This window comes from Frondihabitans sp. PAMC 28766, from assembly GCF_001577365.1.
Lineage (GTDB): Bacteria > Actinomycetota > Actinomycetes > Actinomycetales > Microbacteriaceae > Frondihabitans.
The window spans coordinates 204,473-226,931 of sequence record NZ_CP014513.1 but is presented as its reverse complement, the minus strand read 5'-3'; the positions used below and the strand labels follow the sequence as shown (position 1 = coordinate 226,931).

Annotated in this window: 28 protein-coding genes and 1 tRNA gene; 18 read left to right on the top strand and 11 right to left on the bottom strand. The window is 68.0% G+C overall.

Annotated elements, in window-relative coordinates:
• Nucleotides 1-16: 16 nt before the first annotated feature.
• Nucleotides 17-376: a potassium-transporting ATPase subunit C gene (locus AX769_RS22780; RefSeq protein WP_239452071.1), complete on the bottom strand. Its 360-nt coding sequence runs from the start codon at nucleotides 374-376 to the stop codon at nucleotides 17-19.
• Here AX769_RS22780 and AX769_RS01050 point away from each other — a divergent pair.
• Complete coding sequence (locus tag AX769_RS01050) at nucleotides 334-1,491, top strand: VIT1/CCC1 family protein (protein ID WP_066274958.1); 1,158 nt, start codon at nucleotides 334-336, stop codon at nucleotides 1,489-1,491. The genes AX769_RS22780 and AX769_RS01050 overlap by 43 nt on opposite strands.
• A 170-nt stretch (nucleotides 1,492-1,661) precedes the next feature.
• On the opposite strand, the gene AX769_RS01045 is transcribed toward AX769_RS01050, so the two are convergent.
• Nucleotides 1,662-2,513 (bottom strand): phosphatase PAP2 family protein, encoded by an 852-nt coding sequence (locus AX769_RS01045; protein ID WP_082763397.1) that lies wholly within the window; start codon nucleotides 2,511-2,513, stop codon nucleotides 1,662-1,664.
• 299 nt (nucleotides 2,514-2,812) lie between these two features.
• Here AX769_RS01045 and AX769_RS01040 point away from each other — a divergent pair.
• A tRNA-Arg gene (locus AX769_RS01040) sits at nucleotides 2,813-2,885 on the top strand.
• 408 nt (nucleotides 2,886-3,293) lie between these two features.
• Here AX769_RS01040 and AX769_RS24955 read toward each other — a convergent pair.
• Together AX769_RS24955 and AX769_RS24950 are read right to left on the bottom strand one after the other, a co-directional pair.
• Nucleotides 3,294-3,431, bottom strand: coding sequence for a hypothetical protein (locus tag AX769_RS24955; protein ID WP_157887374.1), 138 nt, complete (start codon nucleotides 3,429-3,431; stop codon nucleotides 3,294-3,296).
• Between the two features lie 55 nt (nucleotides 3,432-3,486).
• Nucleotides 3,487-3,957 (bottom strand): hypothetical protein, encoded by a 471-nt coding sequence (locus AX769_RS24950; protein ID WP_066274954.1) that lies wholly within the window; start codon nucleotides 3,955-3,957, stop codon nucleotides 3,487-3,489.
• 152 nt (nucleotides 3,958-4,109) lie between these two features.
• Here AX769_RS24950 and AX769_RS01030 point away from each other — a divergent pair, with 152 nt between their 5' ends.
• Complete coding sequence (locus tag AX769_RS01030) at nucleotides 4,110-5,048, top strand: AraC family transcriptional regulator (RefSeq protein WP_066274951.1); 939 nt, start codon at nucleotides 4,110-4,112, stop codon at nucleotides 5,046-5,048.
• 331 nt (nucleotides 5,049-5,379) lie between these two features.
• On the opposite strand, the gene AX769_RS01025 is transcribed toward AX769_RS01030, so the two are convergent.
• Entirely contained in the window at nucleotides 5,380-6,237 is an 858-nt protein-coding gene (locus tag AX769_RS01025; RefSeq protein WP_204249293.1) for a helix-turn-helix transcriptional regulator, read from the bottom strand.
• Nucleotides 6,238-6,338: 101 nt separating this feature from the next.
• Between AX769_RS01025 and AX769_RS01020 the strand changes: the two genes are divergently transcribed.
• Both AX769_RS01020 and AX769_RS01015 read left to right on the top strand, forming a co-directional pair.
• Nucleotides 6,339-7,079, top strand: coding sequence for an SDR family oxidoreductase (locus AX769_RS01020; RefSeq protein WP_066282985.1), 741 nt, complete (start codon nucleotides 6,339-6,341; stop codon nucleotides 7,077-7,079).
• Nucleotides 7,073-7,741: an MBL fold metallo-hydrolase gene (locus tag AX769_RS01015; RefSeq protein ID WP_066274949.1), complete on the top strand. Its 669-nt coding sequence runs from the start codon at nucleotides 7,073-7,075 to the stop codon at nucleotides 7,739-7,741. Before AX769_RS01020 ends, AX769_RS01015 begins: the two co-directional genes overlap by 7 nt.
• Nucleotides 7,742-8,209: 468 nt before the next feature.
• Here AX769_RS01015 and AX769_RS01005 read toward each other — a convergent pair whose 3' ends face one another.
• Nucleotides 8,210-8,632 carry a hypothetical protein gene (locus AX769_RS01005; protein WP_066274945.1) on the bottom strand — a complete coding sequence of 141 codons (423 nt, stop codon included), beginning with the start codon at nucleotides 8,630-8,632 and terminating at the stop codon, nucleotides 8,210-8,212.
• Here AX769_RS01005 and AX769_RS01000 point away from each other — a divergent pair.
• The 3 genes from AX769_RS01000 to AX769_RS24945 all read left to right on the top strand — a co-directional run bounded on the left by AX769_RS01000 (nucleotide 8,622) and on the right by AX769_RS24945 (nucleotide 11,081).
• Nucleotides 8,622-9,068, top strand: coding sequence for a hypothetical protein (locus AX769_RS01000; RefSeq protein ID WP_066274943.1), 447 nt, complete (start codon nucleotides 8,622-8,624; stop codon nucleotides 9,066-9,068). The genes AX769_RS01005 and AX769_RS01000 overlap by 11 nt on opposite strands.
• A 144-nt stretch (nucleotides 9,069-9,212) precedes the next feature.
• Nucleotides 9,213-10,442 (top strand): hypothetical protein, encoded by a 1,230-nt coding sequence (locus tag AX769_RS00995; RefSeq protein WP_066274940.1) that lies wholly within the window; start codon nucleotides 9,213-9,215, stop codon nucleotides 10,440-10,442.
• Between the two features lie 192 nt (nucleotides 10,443-10,634).
• Nucleotides 10,635-11,081, top strand: a complete 447-nt coding sequence (locus AX769_RS24945; RefSeq protein WP_066274938.1) for an LPXTG cell wall anchor domain-containing protein — start codon at nucleotides 10,635-10,637, stop codon at nucleotides 11,079-11,081.
• A 169-nt stretch (nucleotides 11,082-11,250) separates the two neighbouring features.
• Here AX769_RS24945 and AX769_RS00985 read toward each other — a convergent pair whose 3' ends face one another.
• Nucleotides 11,251-12,042, bottom strand: a complete 792-nt coding sequence (locus AX769_RS00985) for an SDR family NAD(P)-dependent oxidoreductase (protein WP_066274936.1) — start codon at nucleotides 12,040-12,042, stop codon at nucleotides 11,251-11,253.
• Nucleotides 12,043-12,171: 129 nt separating this feature from the next.
• Here AX769_RS00985 and AX769_RS00980 point away from each other — a divergent pair, with 129 nt between their 5' ends.
• Entirely contained in the window at nucleotides 12,172-12,666 is a 495-nt protein-coding gene (locus AX769_RS00980) for a MarR family winged helix-turn-helix transcriptional regulator (protein WP_066274934.1), read from the top strand.
• Between the two features lie 226 nt (nucleotides 12,667-12,892).
• Here AX769_RS00980 and AX769_RS00975 read toward each other — a convergent pair whose 3' ends face one another.
• Entirely contained in the window at nucleotides 12,893-14,005 is a 1,113-nt protein-coding gene (locus tag AX769_RS00975) for a helix-turn-helix domain-containing protein (RefSeq protein WP_066274931.1), read from the bottom strand.
• A 126-nt stretch (nucleotides 14,006-14,131) separates the two neighbouring features.
• On the opposite strand from AX769_RS00975, the gene AX769_RS00970 reads away from it, so the two are divergent.
• Nucleotides 14,132-15,097, top strand: coding sequence for an alpha/beta hydrolase (locus AX769_RS00970; RefSeq protein ID WP_082763391.1), 966 nt, complete (start codon nucleotides 14,132-14,134; stop codon nucleotides 15,095-15,097).
• A gap of 98 nt (nucleotides 15,098-15,195) precedes the next feature.
• Here AX769_RS00970 and AX769_RS23530 read toward each other — a convergent pair whose 3' ends face one another.
• Together AX769_RS23530 and AX769_RS24570 are read right to left on the bottom strand one after the other, a co-directional pair.
• Nucleotides 15,196-15,978 (bottom strand): IS630 family transposase, encoded by a 783-nt coding sequence (locus AX769_RS23530; protein WP_204249216.1) that lies wholly within the window; start codon nucleotides 15,976-15,978, stop codon nucleotides 15,196-15,198.
• Nucleotides 15,867-16,337, bottom strand: coding sequence for a helix-turn-helix domain-containing protein (locus tag AX769_RS24570; RefSeq protein WP_066274926.1), 471 nt, complete (start codon nucleotides 16,335-16,337; stop codon nucleotides 15,867-15,869). The genes AX769_RS23530 and AX769_RS24570 overlap by 112 nt, the downstream gene beginning before the upstream one ends.
• A gap of 185 nt (nucleotides 16,338-16,522) precedes the next feature.
• Between AX769_RS24570 and AX769_RS00955 the strand changes: the two genes are divergently transcribed.
• From AX769_RS00955 to AX769_RS00930, 6 genes are read left to right on the top strand one after another with little or no spacing between them, the layout of a single operon-like run.
• Nucleotides 16,523-17,521: a sugar ABC transporter substrate-binding protein gene (locus AX769_RS00955; protein ID WP_157887373.1), complete on the top strand. Its 999-nt coding sequence runs from the start codon at nucleotides 16,523-16,525 to the stop codon at nucleotides 17,519-17,521.
• Nucleotides 17,521-17,994: an ATP-binding cassette domain-containing protein gene (locus AX769_RS25615; RefSeq protein WP_066274916.1), complete on the top strand. Its 474-nt coding sequence runs from the start codon at nucleotides 17,521-17,523 to the stop codon at nucleotides 17,992-17,994. The genes AX769_RS00955 and AX769_RS25615 overlap by 1 nt, the downstream gene beginning before the upstream one ends.
• Complete coding sequence (locus AX769_RS25610; protein ID WP_066274913.1) at nucleotides 17,967-18,290, top strand: ATP-binding cassette domain-containing protein; 324 nt, start codon at nucleotides 17,967-17,969, stop codon at nucleotides 18,288-18,290. The genes AX769_RS25615 and AX769_RS25610 overlap by 28 nt, the downstream gene beginning before the upstream one ends.
• Nucleotides 18,287-18,631, top strand: coding sequence for a hypothetical protein (locus AX769_RS24935; protein WP_066274910.1), 345 nt, complete (start codon nucleotides 18,287-18,289; stop codon nucleotides 18,629-18,631). The genes AX769_RS25610 and AX769_RS24935 overlap by 4 nt, the downstream gene beginning before the upstream one ends.
• A complete protein-coding gene (locus tag AX769_RS00935) occupies nucleotides 18,550-19,308 on the top strand; it encodes an ABC transporter permease (RefSeq protein WP_239452070.1) in 759 nt (252 codons plus the stop codon). The genes AX769_RS24935 and AX769_RS00935 overlap by 82 nt, the downstream gene beginning before the upstream one ends.
• The gene (locus tag AX769_RS00930) at nucleotides 19,305-20,267 is read left to right on the top strand and encodes an alpha/beta hydrolase (RefSeq protein ID WP_157887372.1); all 963 of its coding nucleotides are present in this window, start codon (nucleotides 19,305-19,307) and stop codon (nucleotides 20,265-20,267) included. The genes AX769_RS00935 and AX769_RS00930 overlap by 4 nt, the downstream gene beginning before the upstream one ends.
• A 15-nt stretch (nucleotides 20,268-20,282) precedes the next feature.
• Here the strand turns inward: AX769_RS00930 and AX769_RS00925 are convergent, their stop codons facing one another.
• Nucleotides 20,283-21,188, bottom strand: coding sequence for an AraC family transcriptional regulator (locus AX769_RS00925; RefSeq protein ID WP_066274903.1), 906 nt, complete (start codon nucleotides 21,186-21,188; stop codon nucleotides 20,283-20,285).
• Between the two features lie 153 nt (nucleotides 21,189-21,341).
• On the opposite strand from AX769_RS00925, the gene AX769_RS00920 reads away from it, so the two are divergent.
• Nucleotides 21,342-22,100: an SDR family NAD(P)-dependent oxidoreductase gene (locus AX769_RS00920; RefSeq protein WP_066274899.1), complete on the top strand. Its 759-nt coding sequence runs from the start codon at nucleotides 21,342-21,344 to the stop codon at nucleotides 22,098-22,100.
• Nucleotides 22,097-22,249, top strand: a complete 153-nt coding sequence (locus AX769_RS23525; protein WP_157887371.1) for a hypothetical protein — start codon at nucleotides 22,097-22,099, stop codon at nucleotides 22,247-22,249. Before AX769_RS00920 ends, AX769_RS23525 begins: the two co-directional genes overlap by 4 nt.
• Nucleotides 22,250-22,459 lie beyond the last annotated feature (210 nt).

Here is a 22,459-nt window from a genome sequence, read left to right as displayed (position 1 = left end):
CCGACCCGAGCCGCACTCAGCCCTTCAGTTGTGCCAGAACCACGTTCAGGTCGAGCACGTTCACTGTCTGCTCACCAAGGTAACCGGCCTCGCGGCCCTGGACGTGGGCCTCCACCAATCTGTGGACAACTGCCGCGGAGAACCCCCGAGTGGGAGCGACTCGACTGACTTGCTCGAGCGCGCCCGCGCGCCCGCGGGGCCGAGGTCGAGGCCGGAGCCGGACGAGGTCAGCGCGTCGCCAGGCAGCGTATCTAGCACGCCCCCGTGATAGCACCCCCGAATCGGGATCGTCGGCCTCCGCTACCCTTGAATACACACCGACCTGGAGCTCGAATGACGGCACCTCTTCCGGCGCAGGGCGCCATCCGAAAACCATCACCGGCCGACCTCCGCCGCTGGCGGCGCTACCTCGCCGACGAGCGGGCCGAAGGGGCCGTGTACCGCGACCTCGCGCGCCGGCGCTCGGGTGAAGAGCAGTCCATTCTGCTGGCGCTGGCCGAGGCCGAGGGGCGCCATGAGCAGCACTGGCGCGACCTGCTGGGCGACCGCGTGGGGCGACCCGCCGGCACCGACCTGCGCACCCGCATCCTGGGTGTTCTCGCCCGTCGCTTCGGCTCGATCTTCGTGCTCGCTCTCGTGCAGAGCGCCGAGGGCCGCTCGCCCTACGAGACCGACGCCGATGCGACCGAGGCCATGGCCGCCGACGAGCGCATCCACGGCGAGGTCGTGCGCGGTCTCGCCGAGCGCGGGCGGTCTCGGCTGTCGGGAGGGTTCCGCGCGGCCGTGTTCGGCGCGAACGACGGTCTCGTCTCGAACCTCGCCCTCATCCTGGGTGTGAGCGCCACGGGCGTCTCGCACACGGTCGTGCTAGTCACGGGTCTCTCGGGGCTGCTCGCCGGCGCCCTCTCGATGGGCGCCGGCGAATACGTGTCGGTCACGTCGCAGCGCGAACTGCTGGCCGCCTCGGCGCCCGACCCCGAGGCGCAGCAGGTGCTGCCCCACCTCGACGTCGACGCCAACGAGCTCGCCCTCGTCTACCGGGCTCGCGGCATGGACGAGGCCTCGGCCGACGAGCACGCTCGCGAGGTGCTGGCCGCTCTGCAGGTGCGCACGGGGTCGATTCCGGCGCAGGATCCGGCGGCTCTGCTGGCCGCGCCCGTCACCTCGCCTCCCGACGCCGAGTCTGCGGCGGCGAGCGTGGTCGACGAGCACGAGGCGATCGGCTCGGGCTTCACCGCGGCGTTCTCGAGCTTCCTGTGCTTCGCATCGGGCGCGATCATCCCGCTCATCCCGATTCTGTTCGGGGCGACGGGCCTCGTCGCGATCGTCGTCGCAGCCGTGCTCGTGGGGCTCGCCCTCGTCGGCACCGGCGCCATCGCCGGCCTGCTCTCGGGCACCTCGCCCCTGCGCGGGGCCCTGCGGCAGCTCGCGATCGGCTATGGCGCGGCCGCCGTCACGTACGCGCTGGGCCTGCTCTTCGAGAGCCGCTAGCGCCGCCGCTGGCTGTGTGCCTGCCACCCGCCTTGCCCGCCGCGCGTCGCGAGGCGCCAGCGCGCCGGGACGGCCCGCTTCGCGAGATCGCACTTCGGCCCGGCGCGCTTCGCCTCAGGCGGCCGGACAGCGATCTCGCGCCGCCGCCCTTCCGCGCGGCGCCGCCCACCTCAGATGCTGCGGTCGAGCTTCCAGGCGAGCCAGGCCGTGGCGAGCACGACGCCGGCCGAGAGCAGCCGGGCGCCGGTCAGCACACCGGGGCTCGTGGTGGTCATCGAGCTGATGTCGCTGCCGATGCCGATGGCGAAGACCGCGCCGGCGGCCGCGAGAGTCGCGACCATCGCGAGGCCCAGGAGGCCGGACGTGAAGCCGTGCGCGCGCCGACCGACGGTGTCGCGCGGGTCGTTCGACCACACGGCAGCACCGCCGCGCACGATTGCGAGCCACAGCATCGTCACCGCGCAGGCGCCGCAGATGTCGCTGACGCGGTGCCAGCCGTAGGCCACCGTCTGCTCGGCGACCGCGGCGGCGAACGCCGTGCCGACGATCATGATGAACGGCCGCAGGTGCCGGCCGAACGCCGTCGCGAGCCCGAGCACCCCGGCGAGGGCGATGGTCGCGTGGCCCGAGGGGAAGCTGTTGCTCAGCGTGAGCGACGTGAGCTCGGGTCGCGGGGCGATCGCTTTGATCATCTGGGCGGTCGCGATCGCGCCCACGATGAGCACGCTGGCCTGGACCGCGGCGCCGGGGCGCCGGCGAAGGAGGGCGATGACCACGACGATGCCGACGACCAGCAGCACCGCAGGGATCGAGATCGCGTCGAGCGCGCGGCCGGAGCGCAGCAGAGTGCTGCCGTCGACGGAGCGAAGGATGCTGTCCTCGATCTCTTGACCGGGCTTCGTCAACACGGCGATCGAGTAGACGCCGCCGAGAGCCACGACCGAGACCGCGCTGGTCAGAACCCACCGTGTCGGCACCTGTCGACGGACAGCCGTCGAGGTGGAGACTGTGGTCGCGTTCACTGTGCAATCCAATCGCACAACGCCTGACGATTGGCTCCGTCCCGCCCGCCAATGGCCGGTGAGAGATGCGTGCACTGCGGTCTCAGGATGGCGTCGGCGAGGTGGCCGCCTCGTGGCGCCTCACCCACCTCGGCCGCTTCGTCGCCGGCTACCGCGCCCGCTTCGGCGAGCTGGCCGCCGAGACGCTGCGTCGCCAGGGCGCCCGACGCCCCGCCCGACGCCGCCTCGGCCGCCCCGATTCGCGGCTCGGCCCCCGCTCGTGTAATGTTTCCTCTGGCCAATCGGCCAAGGCAACCTGCGCGCTCGTAGCTCAACGGATAGAGCATCTGACTACGGATCAGAAGGTTGGGGGTTCGAGTCCCTTCGGGCGCACACTGGGTCGTTGCAACGACACGAAGTCGTCACAACGACACGAACTGAGATGGGCCCCGCTTCGGCGGGGTCCATTCGTCGTTTGGGGCCGGACAGGCCGTCGCCGGAGTAACTCCCGTGACGATCACCGGAACCGGATTCACTTCCGGGTCCGTGGTCTCCGTCGACGGCGGACCCGCCGACCACGGTCGCCGACTGGGATCGCATCCTCACCACGAACGCCCGCTTGTGAACCGGTCGAGGACCCAATCGCCCAGGATGAGGCGCAGGGGCGGGGTGACGGAGTCGACCACTTTCAGGACGGCTTGAACCGTAGCGGCGGGGTCGCCGGTGGTGTCGGGGCTACGAGGAGACGACTCTCGACGCGATCGCCGAGGCGGCGGGTATCTCGCGCCGCACGTTCTTCTACTACTTGGCCTCGAAGGACGACATCCTGCTCACCTGGAACGACGCCGGAGCCGTGCCCGAGGCTCTCAAGGTCGCGATCCTGGAGGAGGCGTCGAAGTCGGCACCTTTCGAGGCGGCGAGCCGATGCCTGATCGACATGGCGTCGCAGTTCGAGTCTCCCGAGTCCCGAGCGATCGACGCCCATCTACTGCTTCTAGCGCTGCGCGTCGTAGTGGGTGGGAATCGGCTCGGTCTCTTCGCGGATATCGGTGAGCTCGGCCACGGCAGCAGTACCAAAAACGCCAGAGCCGAAAAAGTCATAGTTCGTGAACCGCTCAAAGGTCGGAAGCCGCTCCGCCCAATCCCAATCGGCGCCTGTGTAGGAGAGGAACGCCAAGACCGGGTCGACGCCGCTCAGGCTCACCACCGTGAAAGGGCCGCCACCGCGGAACGAGCATGTCGTGGTGACTTTCATCCGAGCTTCAACGAGTGACTCATCGATGGTTCGAATGTAGATGTCAGTCGAAGACGCCCCTTCCGTGAATCCAGGGGCCGGATACCAGTCGGACTCACGGTGAACGTGATCCAGGAGGATCGCTGTCTGCGGTCGATTCGGGAGCGGGTAATCGTCACAGACGAACCAACGCCCCTCGAAGAAGGCGTGATGACGAGACGGGCGGATCATGCGTCGACGTTACAACGCAGCAGAGGCGCGCAGAGCGTTCCCCTCCGCACGACAAGGGTCCCCGCGAGTGCATGAGAAGGTCGTCGGTAACACGTGTCATCGTCCTCCCGGCCGTGGTGGTGACAGCTTTCGATGCGGACGTAAACTACGGGATGATCACGCCCGTGTTCTCGACCATGGAGGCCAATCGGCCGGACGAAGCCGCCGAGGCCATTCGGCGTGGGTTCGGCTACCAGGTAGCGCTCTCGGCAGGTGATCTGTCCTACCGCCAGCGCGTCATCGTGGGCGATACCGTCGCGGCGTCCGACCTCCACCTGGGCGCGACGCTGAGCCTCGACCTCGATCCGACAGACGAGTTCATGTTCGTCGAGCTGCACTCCGGCACGTATGCCTACAACCCCTGGGGCAGGGATGAGGTCATCGGCTCGGGCGGGTCGTTCGTCATGCCACCGGAGCAGTCGATGCATTTCAGGATCGACCACGCCGACGTGTCGACCGTGTCCTTCTCTGCCCAGACTCTGCGGGAGACGGCTCAGGCCGTCTTCGACGTCGATGAAACCGTGCTGACGGAGGGAGCGGTCGGCCCACGAGACCGGGGAAGGGCGTGGCTCTGGCAGCAGACGGTCAAGGCATACCGACGCGACGTTCTCGAAGCTCCCGACGTCTACGGCCACGATCTTCTCCGGGCCGAGGCGACGCGGTACCTGGTCATGAGCGCGATCTCCGCTTTCGGTCTGGTCGACGAGCCCGATCGTCATGCTTCGGGAAGCGCCGCGATCAAGCGCGCCATCGCCTACATCGACGAACACCGGAGGTCGCCGCTCACGGTCCAGGACATCGCATCAGCGGCACGTCTGTCGCAGCGGGGCCTGCTGCTCGCATTTCGTCGAGAGCGAGGCCTGGCGCCTATGCAGTATGTGCGGGCCGCGCGGCTCGCGGGCGCGCGGTCCGATCTGCTCACCGCCGATCCGACCCGGGGCGACACTGTCGCCGACATCGCCGCCTGTTGGGGGTTCACGAATCCTGGCCGCTTCGCGAACCACTACCGAATCGCCTACGGCGAATCGCCGCGCGACACCCTCGCTCACTGAGCCGGGCGACGTGCCCGCGATTCGCCGGTCGTGACCGCTGGAAGACAGAGGGCGGGGGCCGGTGACGCCCCCGCCCTCTCTTCTCAGGGTCCTGATTCGGCCCCTGAGGCACCCTGATTCTGCCAGCCGCCGCAATCCGAAGGAAGCAAATGACGCCGTTCTGCCCCGGTCCGGGGCGCGAGACTGCCTGCTCTCATCCGAGTAACGCTGGCCCTAGTGCTGTTACTGTCCAGATGCTACCGTTCGTGTCAGGACGACGTGGTCCACGGTTCGGCGGGTTGAGGCGGTACCTGATCCACCGCTTCACCCCGCCCACTGATCGGCCTGGGGGTCAGGTGGTGTAGCGAACTGCCTGGGGCGCGGCGGTGGGGTCGCCCTCAGCGAACTGCCGGAGTGCCTCGCGGACGGGTGATCCTGGTTCAGCGCAGTAAGTGACGAGCTGCTGACCGGTGTCCGCGATGCTGAGCATCTGGCAGTCGAAGGAGAAATCCCCCCGGTCGGGAATCGTCAATTTCTTCTGCACGACGGGCGTCGAAGCGGACTTCTGGTCCCACAGCTCTCCGAAGAGCGGTGACGCGTTCTTCAACTCGTCAACGAGCAGGTTGATCTCGGCGAAACGTGGGTAGCGCAGGAACGAGGATCGGAGATCGGCGGCGACGATCTGGGCGAACGCGCGCGACGAGGGGCTCGACCAGTGGGGGTGGTCTGCCGGGGCTCGAAACATCCACCGGGCGAGGTTCCGGTCTGCCGGAGGCATGGCGGTGAGCTCGCCGATGAAGTATTCGGCAAGGTCGTTCCACGCCAGTACGTTCCAGCTGGCATCGACGACATAGGCCGGCACCTCCGGCATGTTCTCGAGGAGGAACCTGACCGACGAGGAGACCGTGCTCGAGGGCCCCGTGGTGGAGGGCGCGGTGTCTCCGGCCAAGGTGAACAGATACTCGCGCTCGTCTCGCGTCAGCAGAAGAGCGCGTGCCAGCGCCGACAGCACCTGCGCCGAGGGGGTCGCGCCGCGACCCTGTTCGAGCTTGATGTAGTAGTCGATCGAGATGCCGGCGAGCTGAGCGACCTCCTGGCGCCGAAGCCCCGGAGTGCGTCGGTGTGAGGTCGACGGCAGCCCCACCTCACCGGGTGTGAGCCGGTCTCGCTGCTGCCTGAGGAACGCGCTGAAATCCGTCTTGTCGTCCACGAACACCATTCTCGCGCCCCAGTGCACGCCGTGGGTGGTACTGCCGAGGCCAGTGTCGAACGGCCCTTCCTCACTTCGTGCACCCGGGCGAGGGTAAGGGCATGACAACAATCGCTTTGGTCACCGGTGCCAACAAAGGCATCGGCCTCGAAACCGTCCGCCAGCTCGCATCGCAGGGAGCGCGCGTCTTCCTGGGGTCTCGTGATCTCGCCCGGGGCGAGTCCGCCGCTGCCGCCCTCCGCGCCGATGGTCTGGACGTCACCGCCGTCGCTCTCGACGTCGCCGACGACCGTTCGATCGCCGACGCCGCCGCAACGATCCAGGCCGCAACCGACCACCTCGACATCCTGGTCAACAACGCCGGCATCTACGCGGCAGGAAGTGCCAGTGCCACCTCGCGTGCCACCCTCCGCGAGGTGTTCGAGACGAATGTCTTCGGGGTCGTGGCCGTGACGAACGCGTTCCTGCCCCTGCTGAAGGAGTCCACCGCGGGTCGTATCGTGAACGTGTCGAGCGAGGTCGCGTCGCTGGGCGTGATCACCGATCCGGCCAGCTACATGTCGGGCATGCAGGATCTCGCCTACCAGGCCTCGAAAGGAGCCGTCAACTGGGTCACGATCATGTTCGCCAAGGAGCTGGCCGACACGTCGATCAAGGTCAACGCCGCGATCCCGGGCTACGTCAGCACCGACCTGAACGGCCACACCGGCTACACCACCGCAGCCCAGGGTGCCGAGGCCTCCGTTGCCCTTGCGACGCTTCCCGACGACGGGCCCACGGGCACCTTCTGGGGCAACCTCACCTCGACCGACGGCGACGAGAAGGCGAACGGGCCGTGGTGACCGACGACCGGCAGCTTGAACTGATCCTCCCGGGCCTACATGCCACTCGCCCGGTGCCGCTGCCCTTCATGGAGGGAGTCGACCTTCGTTCGTTCGTCCTCGAAACGAACGGAGGGCCGACGGTCATCTACAACACAACGGCCATCGACGCAGCCAATGAAGAGATCTCAGCGCTCGGTGCACCCCAGCGGCTTCTGATCAATCACTGGCACGAGGGGATGTCCGGCACCCCGACCATGAGCCTTGCGACGTTTGTCCACAGCCGCGACCGAGCCGCCCTGGAATCCTCCATGCGCGTCGACGGCGCCTTCGACACGCAGCAGCTCATCGGAGACGACCTCGAAGTCATCCCCAGCCTGGCGCACACCCCCGGCACAACCTTCTACCTCTGGGACACCGGCGAGCACAGGGTCCTGTTCGTCGGCGACAGCATCTGGGTGGAGGACGGCGTCTGGAAAGGCGTCCTCCTCGGCGAGAGCGACCGCTCCAGGTTTCTGGAAACCCTTGAGCACATGCGCGACATCGACTTCGACGTGCTCGCACCCTGGCCCGCCCAGCGCGGACGACCCGTGATCGACGTGGTCACCCCCTCGCAGAAGCGTCACCAGATCGACGGCCTCGTCACGCGGATCACGGCCGGAGCCAGCGGGCCCAGCACCTGAACGACTCGACGAGGGGCAGACACCTCCGTGGCGGTGAGCGGATCGAGGCGAGGGCCCTCACAGCAAACCCAAAGCACCGATAAGCGCGCGCGGTGGACAGGCTCCTCATCGCGGCGTAGGTTCAAGCCACCGACGGAACCAACCATCCCGTCACTGGAGCCCAACCAACTCCACCCGCAAGACTCGATCGACCGATGAAGGTGATCGCCGTGGATCAGACGGCTGCACGCAGTGAGGGCACGTCCCTCCGTCTGGCGCGCCTTCTGCTGATCGCCGGCCTCGTCGGAATCGCTTGGGCCCTTCTCGGATTCTTTTTCTCGTCGCAGTCCGCCTCGGCCGCCGACGCCCCGCATTCGCCGCCCGCGGCCACCGCGCAGGCGACGAGCTCCGCCCCGGCCGCGCACTCCACCGACCTCGTCGGCTCGCTCACGAAGGTCGTCACATCGGTCACGACCCCGCTGACGAAGGTCACCTCCTCGGTCGCTTCGACCGCAGATCCACCGTCACGCAGGTCACCGACACCGTTACGACGGCCACCGCGCCGGTTCCGGTCGCCACCAGGTGGTGCAGGCCGTCGCTCCCGTCGTGCCGAAGACGCTCTCGTCGGTCGCCGCCGCCAAGCCTGTCGCGGCCATCGTGAAGCCGGTCGCCACGACCGTCGACACCGTCGTGAACAGCGTGCCCGTCGTTGCTGCCGTCACCGGAAATCGCCGTCAGCACTGTGACCGCGCCGATCGTCTCGACGGTCGACACAACCGTCGGCTCCCTCGCCGCGGGAGCTTCCTCGACGACACCGACCGGGCCGATCGTCGTGCCGCCGGTGTCGGGGACGCCGATTCCCGGGTTGCCGGTGTCTGGGTTGCCGGTGTCTGGGCTGCCGGTGTCTGGCATCCTGCCCCCCGCTGTCGGCTCCGGGCCGGTCGGCACCTCCGCGCCGACCGGCACGGCCACCGACCTCATCAGCGAGGCAGCTGCCGGTACGTCGGCCACGTCGTCAGTGGGCGCCTCGTTCGGGGCCGACCGTGTCCAGAACGTGCCGCTCGAGACGCTCACCGGAACGACCGGCGCCCCGGCTGGCTCAGCACCCGTCACCCCCGGCCAGCCGGCACCCGCCCCCACCGCGCCCACCCCGGCCGCGCCCCTGGGCGGCAGCGGCTCGGCCACTGGCGGCGGCAACGGCGGCAACGGCGGCAGCGGTTCGGCCTTCACGACTCTCGCGTCCGACACGTTCGCTCGCCCGGCCCTTCTTCAGGTCTCCACCGGCGCCGGCACGCGTGTCATCGTGCCCACCGCGCCGACGTTCGACTCCGACACAACCCCCGACTGACGGTCGCACGCCGCCCGCTCCGAGCCGTTCCACCAGCTCGTCGCAGCAGGCCTCGTGCCTTCGCCGCCCTCCCCGGCGGCTCGACCATCAGCGCGATTTCCGCGCAACTCGCACCACTCGCAATTCGCGAAAACAGGAGTTGTCATGAACAAATACGTCTTCCGCGGGCTCATCGGAGCCTGCTTTGTCGGAGGCCTCTGGGCCGTCGGCGCGACGGCGGCCAACGCCGCTACGACCACAGGATCCGACGCGATCGCCTCGGGCACGCAGGTCACCGGCCAGATCGCCGCCCCCGTCACGGTGGCTGGCAACGCGATCAGCGCCATCGGGCACTCGGTCTCGACCCACCCCGCCGCCGCCCCCACAGCGACGACACCGACAGCGACGACACCGGCCCCCGCGGCCGTCTCGCCCGCCGCCGCACCCACCACGACAGGAACCCACGGCCTCCTCTCGGGCACGCAGGGAATCGTCTCGGTGCACGTGCCGGTCACGATCGGAGGCAATGCGATCTCCGTCGCCGGCAACTCGTCGTCGGCGTCCGCCGCACCGGCTGCTGCTGCCGCGGCTCCTGCTGCATCCGCCCCGGCTTCCTCGACTCCGGCGACCACGACCGGCACCCACTCGGTGGCCGGCGGCACGCAGGCCATCGTCGGAGCCGCGGCTCCTGTGACGGTCAGCGGCAACGCCATCTCGGTCGTCGGTGACAGCCACTCGACCGGATCCAGCACCCCGCAGGATCCTGCGACCCCCACCGCGGGCACGACAACCTCGTCGCCCACCACGACCGGTGCGCACGGCATCGCCTCGGGCTCCCAGGTGGCTCCCGACGTGACGCTGCCCATCACCGTGTCGGGCAACGGCATCTCGGTGCTCGGCGACTCGACGTCGACCGGGTCGTCAGCGACCGCGCCCGCCACGGGCTCGTCGACGGGTTCGTCAGCCACGACGACCGGCGCTGACGGGACCGCATCCGGAACGCAGGCCCTGATCGGCCTCGACGTGCCGATCACGGTCACCGGCAACGGCATCTCGGTGCTCGGCGACTCCAGCAGCACGGGCAGCACCACCGCCCCCGCTGCGGGCACCACGACCGGCTCCGCCACGGGCACCGCGCCCGCCGCGGGCACCGGCAGCAGCACCACCGGCAACGACGGCATCGCCTCCGGCACCCAGGTCGCCCCCGACGTCACGGCTCCCGTGACCGTCACCGGCGACGCCATCTCGGTGCTCGGCGACTCCACCTCCACCGGCAGCACCACCGGCACCCCCGCCGGCACGACCGGCACCACCACCGGAACCGGCAGCTCCACCACCGGCAACGACGGCATCGCCTCCGGCACCAGGTCGCCCCCGACGTCACGGCTCCCGTGACCGTCACCGGCGACGCCATCTCGGTGCTCGGCGACTCCACCTCCACCGCAGCACCACCGGCACCCCCGCCGGCACGACCGGCACCACCACCGGAACCGGCAGCTCCACCACCGGCAACGGCGGCATCCTCGGCGGCACTCAGATCGTGCCCGTCATCGCCCTGCCCGTCACGATCGCGGCAACGCCGTCTCGGTGATCGGCACCAGCACCACCGGCACCACCGGCGGCACCACCGGCGACCCGACCGGCCCCACCGGCCCCACGGGCCCGACCGGCCCCACGGGACCGACCGGCCCCACAGGACCGACCGGACCGACAGACCCGACCGGGCCCACGAACCCGACCGGACCGACCGGCATCACTGACCCGACCGATCCCACCGGACCGACCGGCGTCGTGACCGGCACCGACGGCGGCAGCGCCATCGTCACCACGGCGGCCCTCACCACCGCGGCCGTCACGACCCAGGGCGCTGCGGCCACCACCGCCGGCCTCGGCTCGACGACCACCCTGGCCGCCGACGGCACCCTCGCCTACACCGGCAGTGAAAGCCCCATCGCACCGCTCGTCGCCGGGTTCCTGCTGCTGCTGGGAGGGCTGGCGCTCGCACTCCGCGCCCGCGTCCGCAGCCGCCGCTAAAGCACACGACGCCGACCGGCCCTCGCGGTTCCCTCCGCTGGGGCCGTTCGGCGTGCCGCCGATTCCTCGGTCCATCGCGGGGCACCGTCGGTCTTGTGAGACGAAGAAGCTCGTCGAGGTCGATTACCGGGCAAACGCTGCGAAGCAGCAGACGTCCGATCGACGCCGCCTACAGCATCGAGGTCAGGACACCGCCGTCGGCGCGGACGGCCGCGCCGTTCGTTGCCGCCGCGAGCGGGCTTGCGAGATAGGCGACCAGGTGCGCGATCTCGGCGGGCGCGATGAATCGCTGAAGGAGCGTTGTGGCGTTCTGCCCGATGACGGCGGTCTTCATCGACTCGGGCGGGATGGACTGCGCGGCGGCAAGAGAGCCGAGTGCTTCGGCGACTCCCTCCGAGAAGGTCGGCCCGCCCACGATGCTGTTGACGGTGACAGCCGTGCCGCGGGTGCGCTTGGCGAGGCCATTGCCGAGAGCGAGCATGGCCGCCTTGGTCACTCCGTAGTGCACCATGTCTGCCGGCACGTTCACGCCGGATTCGCTGCTGACGAAGATGATCCTGCCCCAGCCGCGCTCGAGCATCGGGCCCAGGAGGTGCCGCGACAACCGCACCCCGCTCATCACGTTCACGTCGAAATAGTGAGCCCAGAGGTCGTCGTCGATGCTCTCGAAGGCTGCTAGACCGAACTCGCCGACATTGTTGACCAGGATGTCCGTCTCGTCGAGTCGATCCAGGAGCCGTGCGACATCGTCGGGCCGGCCGAAGTCGGCGACGATGCCCCGGGGGTTCGAGTTCGGGCTCTGACGACGAATACGATCGACGGCTGCATCCACTCGCGATGGGTGGCGTCCGTTGAGAACGACCTGAACGCCTTCGGCGGCCAATGCGGATGCGATGGCGAAGCCGATTCCCTGGCTCGAGCCGCTGATGAATGCGGTCTTGCCACCAAGCTGCAGTTGCATGATATCTCCTGACCCGATCGGGGTGTCGCCCCGTTATTACTTGCTCAAGCAAGTCAAACACGACACTATCACTTGCTTGCGCAAGTCAAAGCGTGAGAGCGGGCCTGCTCGACCGCGTACTCTGGCTGCATGTCGGCTTCCCGCGAATCATCCGGACTCGAGGGCGATCGTCTTGGGATCTGGGGGTCCGTCGCCACTCTCCTGGAACGCCTGCCGTCCGCTTTGGACGCGCAGCTCCAGCGAGACAGCGGGCTGACCCACTTCGAGCACGGTGTGCTCTACGCCCTCGACGACGCAGCAGACCGCACTCTGCGGATGAGCGTCCTGGCCGGGTATGCGAGTTCCACCCTGTCCCGCCTGTCGCGGGCCGTGGGCAGGCTCGAAGCTCAGGGCTGGGTGCAGCGCCGACCCGACCCGACGGACGGACGCTTCACGCTGGCGAACCTGACCGGCGCCGGCCACGACAAGGTCGTCCAGTCGACTCCTGCGCATCACGCCCTTGTCGAAAAAATCGTCTTCGATTCGCTCACCTCAGCCCAGGCGCGCCAGCTCGGCGCGATCAGCCGACGCATCTCGGGAGCCATCGACGAGGCACCGCCCTGGCGCTCACGATCGAGCGACTAGGGGGCGCTCGACTCGGCCTTCCGCCCCGACGAGGGCCTCTGCCGGCGGTGCGGTGGACGACAGTCGATTCGGCTTCGGGCATGCCGTCCATTCTTCTGCGGCCCTCGCGGCGGTCACGTCATCATCGGCATCGCCAGGCGACAAAGAGCCTTGCCTCCCGCTGCTCCCTCCGCTGCCGCCCTGGCACCGGCTGGAGGGCATCGCTGCAGGCGAGCCGGAAGCCTCGTCAGGCTCGAGGTCCGTCGAAGAGCTGCCAGAGCAACAGCGCGCTGCTCGCCCGCTGCCGACCCGTGCCCGTCTTGAGATCGAAGCCGAGCTCCCGCTCGATGCGGGTCAGGCGGTTTTGAACGCTGCTGTGGTGGAACCGGGCATCGCGAGCGGCGGAGCGGAGCGACTCGGCGTGCAGGAAGAAGTCGAGGATCATGATCGATTCGTCGCCACCCGTTTGCGAGTGCATCTTCGTCAGCTTCTGGAAGTCCGGGTGCCGTCTCACCGTCTCCGGATCGAGCGACACGAATAGTCGGAGAGAGCCGACGCTCTCGGACGGCAGCATCGAGGGCCACGCGGCTCCGAGCCCTGCGAACCGGAGGCCGTCACGTGCCTCGCGCCACGACTGTGGCGCATCCGCGGCCTCGACTACTGGGCCGCTGCACGCCCGCCGCTGGAGTTCAACGCCCGACCAGTCGACCGGCTCACGGGTGGCGACGATCAGGATCCCGACGTCGCGGGACATCCGCGCGACGAAGACCTTGCGTCGCCAGGAGACCCGAAGAGGCTCACTGACCCGCTCGAGGTCGTCCGGGACCTCGGGGTCGACCTGCATGGCGACGAGCTGAACCTGGCTGGAGTGCTCGAGCCCCAGCAGGCGGGCCGCCCGGGAGCGGTCCGTCTCGCTGGCTCGCTCGTTCACGAAGAGCTGAGCGAGGGCAGGATCCGCGAAGCCGGCTGCGTAGTCGAGGTCGCGAGGCGAGGTGCGCCGCTCGACGACGCTGGCGACCGTGATGGCCATGCGCTCCAGGATGAAGTCGTCGAGGTCTCCGGGGCCGCCGGGACGTTCGAGCCACGCCCGCCCTGCTGTCTCGGAGCGGTCGTTGAGGGTGACCTCGACGGCGGTCGACGTCGCGTCAGGCAGAGAGGTCGCGACGGCGACGCCGTCCGGGGTGAACCGGTGCCCGCCGAGGTCGTCGGGCAGTTCGAGGCCGGCGGTGCAGTCGGCCAGGAGCGCCGTGGATCTCACCACGGCTTCGAGGTCGGGGTGGTGGAGAGCGAGCTGGTCGAAGTACGACACGATACGGAGCGCCCGTTCACCGGCTGCATCGACGTTGAGCAGCTTCAGCATTAAGCCTTGCACTCTGCACACGCTACCTCTGCGCCGACTCGTGCGGGTAGCCATTTGGCGCGGTACAGGGCGTGAATTCGCCATTTGGCGGTTTCCGAGTGTCTGTTGCTCACCGATGATGGCCACATGACTACACCGGTGTCGTCGAGCGGTCAGCCGACGGCCAATCAGAGGCGCCTTGATCCCGAGCTCGCCGCCATCAACGTGCTCATACCACGATTCGACCTCGGCAGGCTGGCCGAGTCACGGCAGTTCGAGGCGGAGCTCGCAGCTCAGGGGCGAATCCTGATGCCGGGCGTCACACATGTCGACGCGGCGGTGCCGGGGCGCGACGGCAACGCGATCCCGATCCGGATCTACCGCCCCGACGAGCCATTGGCTCGACTGCCCGTCCTCGTCTACTTCCATGGCGGCGGGTTCATGCTCGGCGGCCTGCACACCGAAGAGGAGCGCTGCGAGCTCTACGCGCTGCGCGTCAAGTGTGTGGTCGTGGCCGTCGACTATCGGCTTGCTCCGGAACATCCCTTCCCGGCCGCCTTCACCGACTGCCTCGACGTGGTGATGTGGGTGGCGGCCAGCGCTTTCTCGCTCGGAGCAGACCGTTCCAGGATCGCCGTCGGGGGCAACAGCGCGGGCGGCGCACTCGCGGCGTCGGTAGCCCTCGAGTGCCGAGAAGAGGCTCTCCCCGACCTGGTGCACCAGCTCCTGATCAACCCCGTCCTCGACTGCAGAGCATCGACGGGCTCGGCGATGACCTTCACCGACACCCCCGTCTGGACGAGGTCCGACAACCTCCTGATGTGGCAGAGCTACCTGGCCGAGACCTCTGGGGAGGTCGATTACCGCGCATCGCCGAGCCTCGTCGACGACGTGCGCGACGTGGCACCGACGTCTCTCTGGATCGCCGAACACGACCCCCTCCGCGACGAGGCGTACGAGTACGCCGCGCGACTGCTCGCCGCCGATGTGCCGCTCGCGGTGAACCAGTACGCCGGCACGTTCCACGGCTTCGACTCGTACCGGATGACCCGGATCGGCAGGCGGGCGATGGACGACCAGGTCTGGGCTCTTCAATCCGCCTTCGTCCGCTGAATGCGGCATCGAGACCGCCAATTGGCGAGTCAGCTCGGCGCATCCCCGCCAGGCGGCTGAGATCGGCCCCGCGAGTGCCACCTAGTAGAGCGTCGTGTCTAATGTTGTGGGTATAGTCGTCGAAGTTTGGTGCGGGCGTCGGTTGTGGTGAATTGCCAGTCGACTTGTCGCTGGTCGGCGTTGGTGGCGTTTTGCCAGGCGGCGAGTTCGGTGTTGAGCAGGTCGAGGTCGTCGATGCGCCGGGTGAGGCATTGCCGTGTCAGCGCGGAGAGCTCGATCTCGGCGATATTGAGCCAGGAGCCGTGTTTGGGCGTGTAGTGGATCTCCAGGCGGCGGGCGAGCGCGCGGGCCTTGCCGGGTTCGAATGCCTCGTAGAGCGACCCGAGGGTATGGGTGTTGAGGTTGTCCATGACCAGTACGACCCGTTCGGCGTGCGGATAGTCGACGCTCAGGAGCTGGTCGATCTCAGCGGCCCAGTCCACTCGGGTCCGCCTCGGCCTCGCGTCGACACGGCGGCGCCCGGCGAGTGGTTCAACCCAGACGAAGATCGAGCAGGTGCCGTGACGGACATACTCCGAGTCCTCTCGCAGGTCGCGGCCCGGCGCGGCGGGGATCGGGTCGCGGGCGTGGGCGAGCAGCTGGTAGGGCTTCTCATCCATACACACCACCGGTACCGCCGGATCGAACGGGCGATGGTAGACCTCTAGCACGTCCTCCATCCGGGCCACGAACTCGCCGTTGGCGTGCGGGGGGATCGTCCAGCACTTCTTCAGATGAGGACGAAGCCCCCTTTTTTGAGGGTCCGGCCGATCGTGGAATGATCCAGCGGCGGCAGGCCCTCGGTGAGCAGCACGTGTTTCTCCAGCAGCCGCAGCGACCACCGGTCGAAACCTGCCGGGGGCTTCGTGCACGCCAGCGCGATCACCCGCGCCTCAACATCCCCAGTCACCTTCGCGGGCACCGGCGGGCTTGCGCGTTTGCGGCGGCCGATCACCTCCTCGATACGGCCGGCGGACTCCGTGAACCGCTTCGCGACCAGATACACCGTGCCCTCACTGACCCCTGCCCGCTCGGCCACCACCCGACGATCCGGCACCGGGCCGGGTGCCTCGTCCAAAGCCAGCAGAATCCGTGCCCGGGCGATCATCCGTGCCGGATGCGTTCCCCGCGACACCACCCTCGTCAGCTTCACACGATCAGCGGCCATCAACACGACGACATGACCCTTCGGTCTCGGCATGGCAACGACTCCTCCCGATCAAGTATTAATCGGAAACAGCCAACCCCTTCAATACCCAAACAGTTAGAAGCGACACGCTACTAGATTCATCGCATCACCTCGGGCTCCGGCCCTGAGCTTCACCCACAGCATCCCCACGACAAGGAAGTCGCTCCGGCTTCCTCTACTCACCAATGGAGGTCGAGTTGTCCACACGCACCATTCGCGCCGCAGCCCTCGCCACAACAGCGGTGCTGGCTCTGGCTCTCGCCGGCTGCACCAGCACCGGCGCCGCCTCGACCGCAAGCACGTCAGGCTCTGGCTCCGGCACCAAGATCAAGTCCGTCACGTTCGTGAATCCGCTTCCGGATTACCCCGCCTGGAAGGTCATCGGCCAGTGCATGGCCAAGGAGGCGAAGAAGAAGGGCATGACCTTCACCCAGAGCGGTCAGACCGGCTCATCGATCGACACGACCTACATGGTCAACCGGGTCCAGCAGGCCATCGCGATCAAGACGAATGCCATCGTGACCTTCCCGGTCAGCGCAGCGCAGTTCGATCCTCTCTTCCTGCAGGCCAAGAACAAGGGCATCTACACGGCCAGCGTCGAGGGCGGCCAGACCAAGAACAACGACATCAACGTCGGCACCTCGTTCTCGCAGTTCGGGCAGCTCGCAGCGGAGACCGTCGCGAAGAAGAGCAAGACCGAGAATGTGGGCTTCGTCACCGAGGGCGCGACCGGCCCCGATGCCCAGTTCATCACCGCGTTCACCAAGTGGGTGGCCGCGAACCCGTCGTCGGGCATCAAGATCCTCGATACCCGCTATGACGCCGGAGACCCGACGCAGGACCCGAACCTCATCAACGCGATGCTCACGGCGCACCCGACGATGAACATGATCGTCACCAACGAGGGCGCGGCGACATCACCGATCATCTCGGTGCTCAAGCAGAACAACCTCAAGGGCAAGGTCTTCCTGACCACCAACAGCAAGTACAGCGGCTCGGTGCCCGGCATGAAGGACGGCTACGTCTACTCGTTCCTCCTCCAGGACATGTGCGGGATCGGCACGACGGCCATCGACGGGCTGTCACAGTTCTCCTCTGGAGCGCTGAAGGGCAAGAGCACCGATATCGCCACCAAGATCCTGTTCGCCACGAAGGGCGACTACGCCAAGCTCATCGCGAGCGGAAAGTTCCAGTGATGACCGATTCGCACAGCACCGGCACGACCGAGCCCATCCTCACCGTCCACGGTGCGAGCAAGAACTTCGGCTCCGTCGTCGCCCTCCGCCACGCCGATCTCGAGCTCTACCCGGGCGAGGTGCTCGGCATCGTCGGCGACAACGGCGCCGGCAAGTCGACCATGCTGAAGCTGCTTTCTGGCATCTACGAGCCGTCGTCCGGTGAGATCAGGATCAAGGGCGAGCCCGTCACACTCGCGTCTCCCGCGATCGCACGCCGGGCGGGCATTTCGACGGTGCAGCAGGATCTCGCCCTCGTCGAGGTCCTGGACATCTCGACCAACCTCTTCCTCGGTGACTTCCCGCGGAAGGGCCTCCTGGTCGACAAGAAGAGGATGGACCGCGAGGCGACGGAACTGCTGAAGCGGCTCAACGTGCGCGTGAAATCGGTGCTGACCCCGTCGGCATGCTCTCGGGAGGCCAGCGGCAGGTGATCGCCATCTCGCGTGCCGTCCGGCTCGAGTCCGCCGAGATCATCCTGCTCGACGAGCCCACCGCCGCCCTCGGCGTGCAGGAGACCGCTCACGTCGGCGAGATCATCACGAACCTCCGCAACGAGGGCAAGGCCGTCGTGCTCATCTGCCACGACATGGAGTTCGTCTTCCAGTTCGCCGACCGCGTCCAGGTCATGCGCCTCGGCAACACGTCGAAGGCCCACCGCGTCGCGGAGACCAGCCGCGACGAGATCATCAGCCTCATCACCGGCGCACGACAGGAGGTCGACGCATGACCACGCAACTCGAGAAACCGACCATCACCACCGACGGAGCCCAGCTCGTCACGACCTCCTTCCGGTTCGGTGAGATCGCCAAACGCCAGGAGGTGACCCTCGTCGGCGTCATCATCGCCTTCGCGATCGTCATCGGCGTGCTCAACCCCGTCTTCTTCTCCAGCGGCAACATCATCAACCTGCTCTCGTCGACCGTCGTCTACTTTGTCCTCGCCTGCGGCTCACGCTCGTCGTCGTCGCCAGCGGGTTCGACTTCTCGATCGGTTCGACCTTCACCCTCGGGGCGATCTGCGCCACCTGGCTCATGTCGATCGGCGTCTTCTGGCCGCTCGCAGTGCTGATCGGTGTCGCGCTCGGCTGCGTCGTGGGGCTGTTGAACGCGTTCATCATCCAGCGCCTCACAGTGCCCCCGATCATCACGACTCTGGGCACCTTCTACTTCGTCGCAGGAGCAGTCGTGCTCTTCACCGGCGGCCAGGACATCCAGCCGCTTCCCGCCGGCTTCGACGCCTTCGGCCAGGGCAGTGTCCTGCACGTGCCGAACCTGATCATCTACGGCGTGATCATCGGCGTGATCTACCACTTCGTCCTCCAGCGCAGCCGCTTCGGGTTCAACGTCAAGGCCGTCGGCGGCGGGCTGAACGCGGCCAACGCCAACGGCATCTCGGCGAAGCGCACCAACCTGTGGATCTACCTCGGTGCCGGCGGGATCGCGGCCGTCGCGGGGATCCTGTTCGCCAGTCAGACGGGCAGCGGCCAGCTCGGCGCCGGCGGCGCTTCGGTCACGCTCACCGCGACCAGCGCAGTTCTCATCGGCGGCACCAGCCTGTTCGGCGGCGTCGGAAGCATCGGCGGGACGGCTCTGGGAGCCCTCCTGTTCGCGACCATCAACAATGGCCTCGCCATCGCCAACGTGCCGGCCCTCTACTCGAGCATGATCATCGGCGCGATCCTCGTCATCGCCGTGGCTCTCGACGCCTACCGCCGCCGCCGTTCGCTGCTGAAATTCCGATCGTGACCGACGAAGTCGTCGTGGAGGCCGTGTGTGTCAGGCCAGACGCAGACGTCGCGGAGCTGATCGCTGAGCTCGCCGCCGCCGACTCGTCGTCGTCGTCGTCGTTGCCGGGGCCGACACCGGCGGAAAGGCGGAACGCCTTTCGGCGAAATGCTCCGATCTTCCGCGGCCCGGTCGACCGCGCGAGGCTCGACCTCGTCGACACCGTGGACATCGTTCTCGACGGCCCCGACGGGCGAGGCATCAAGGCGCGCACCTACTACTCGCCGGAGCATGCGGTGCTGTCTCGCGCCGACGTCATCGTCTACTTCCACGGCGGAGGCTGGGTCGCGGGAGACCTGGAATCGTACGACGACGACATGCGCTACCTCGCGATGACCGTCGGCGGCGAGGTCGTCTCCGTCGAGTACCGCCTGGCGCCAGAGAACCCCTTCCCGGCAGCCCTCGAGGACTGCGTCGCGGCCGCTCGAGCGGTGGCGTCGAGGGCCGGCATCCGCAGTCTGTCTCTCGCCGGGGACAGCGCCGGCGGGAACCTGGCCCTCTCGACGGCTCTGTCGCTCGCCGGTTCGGCCGTCCACCTCGACGCCCTGCTCTTGCTGTACCCGGTTGTCGATCGGGACGCACAGGCCAACGACTCCTACCGGGCGAATGGTCGCGGCTTTCTGCTCGAGGCGACCGACATGGCCTACTTCTGGAGCGTCTACGAGAGCGCGTCGGCGCAGCGGCTCTTGGACCAGAGCCTCGAGGGGCTGCCGCCGACCGTCCTGACAACCGCTGGGTTCGACCCTCTGCGCGACGAGGGCCGGGCCCTGGCCGAGGCCCTGATCCGAGCCGACGTGCCGCTGATCTATCTTCCGAACCCGATGCTCACGCACGGATTCCAGCAGATGGTCCCCCGGGTCCCTGCGGCCCATCGCGCGGTGGACCGCGCCTACCAGGCTCTGGTCCATTCGCTCACCTAGCAGCTGCGACGGGCGTCAGGCGATGACCGTTATGGCGGCGGACGCGCGCAACCGGCTCGCGTCTCGGCCGGGGGGTGTGCCGAACTGTCGGCGGTATTCGCGGTTGAATTGGGAGGCGCTCTCGTAGCCGACGGCGTACGCGGCACCCGCGACGTCCTTCGGTTGCGCCAGGAGCAGGATCCTGGCCTCCTGCAGTCGGATCTGCTTTTGGAACTGGATGGGGCTGAGCGCGGTGACCGCCTGGAAACCGCGGTGGAACGCGGAGGTGCTCATCTGGGCGAGCTGGGCGAGGAACTCGATCCGGATGCTCTCCATGTAGTGCTCGCGAATCCACTCGACGGCTCGCCCGATGCGGCTGAGGCCGGAGTCGGCAAGGCCCAGCTGGCGGACGGTGCCGCCCTGGTCGCCGGTCATGAGCAACCACACGATCTCGCGCTCGATCAAGGGTGCGACGACGGGGATGTCGCGGGGACGATCGAGCAGACGCAGCATGCGGGCCACGGCATCGATGAGATCGGGGGAGGCGGCGCTGACGGCGAGCCCGGACGGGACGGGGACGCCCCGTCTGGCCCGGATCATGTCGGCGGCGGCGGGGTTCAGGAGCAGGTCGGCGACGAGCTGCGGGCGGAGCGCGATGCCGAACCCGAGGGCGGGTACGGCGTGGCTGGCGCCGGTGAACTGGCCGCTGACGGGCAGGTCGACCGATGACACGAGGTACTCGCCGGCCCGGTATTCGTAGAGGCGGCTTCCGAGCCCGAGGGTCTTCTGCCCCTGCGCGATCAGAGCGAACACGGTGCCCGTCATCGTCACGTCTTCGGGAGACGGGTCTTCGCTGCGCGAGACGCGCACGCCGTCCATGACCTCGGTGCTGCCGTCGCGCGCGTGACGGCTGATGAGGATGCGCAGGTCGTCGAGCGGCATGGCTTGAGTCAACCATTCCAGGCCCTCGAGGCAAAGCGACTTCGCGACGAAAAAGCAGGATCAGGCAAGAAGCAGAGACGAATCGACTCGGTCGATCGTCGTGCTCGCGCTTGCATGGAAGAACACCGAACAGCCGACTGAAGGAGAAGAAGAATGAGCATCGCAATCGTCACAGGAGCCAGTTCCGGGATCGGCCAGAGCGCCGCCATCCAGTTAGCAGCCCGTGGCTCCGGCGTGATCCTGACCTACAACGGCAACGCCGACGGAGCGGACGACACTGTCGCCGCGATCGAGGACGCCGGCGGCACCGCTGTCGCTCTCCGGCTCGACACCGGCCGCAGCGAGACGTTCGCCGAATTCACGACCGAGGTGAAGGACGTCCTGGCCGAGAAATGGGGCTCCCTGACGTTCAACACGCTGGTCAACAACGCCGGGTTCGGGGAGTCGTCGCCGTTCGAGAGCACCAGTGAAGACATGTTCGACCGGCTCTACCGGGTGAACGTGAAAGGCCCCTACTTCCTCACCCAGCACCTGCTGCCGCTCCTCGACGACGGCGGCTCGATCATCACGACCGCGAGCAACAGCTCGATGCCCAGCGGCATCGAGCCCGGCTACTCCGCCTACGGCTCCCTGAAGGGAGCGATCCCAGTCTTCACGTCCTATCTCGCAAAGGAACTCAGCGTCCGCGGCATCCGCGTCAACGCGATCGCGCCCGGCGCAACCCGTACCCGCCTCGGCGGAGACGCCTTCGCGAAATACCCGCAGGCCGTGCAGATGATGGCCGACCGCACCCTCCTCGGGCGGATCGGCGAGCCCGACGACATCGGCAAGGTCATCACCTTCCTCGCCTCCGACGACGGCGCCTGGATCACCGCGCAGACCATCGAGGTCGCCGGCGGGTACGGGCTGTGACCGACACCCTCGGCACTGCTGTGCTGACGGGCGCGACCAGCGGGATCGGCGAGCAGGTCGCCCACCTGCTCGCCTCCCGCGTCTGCAGAACATCCACGACGCTGCCGCCGCGGTCCCCACGGGCAGCCACCGCGAAGGCGACCAGGTGACGAGACCGAGTGACGAGGCGCAGGATCCTGCGAACCAGATGCGGGTCGCGCACCTCGTCGCGAGCCAGATGGGTTGAATGGAAGCCTTCACTGGAAGGAGACGAGAACCTGGCTCGTGACGGGAACGACGCGAGGGTTCGGCCGTGGGTCGTCCTCGAGGCCGCCTCCTGATGCCATACGCCTCGCAGGCGGCGCCCTGCGGGTCGGTCG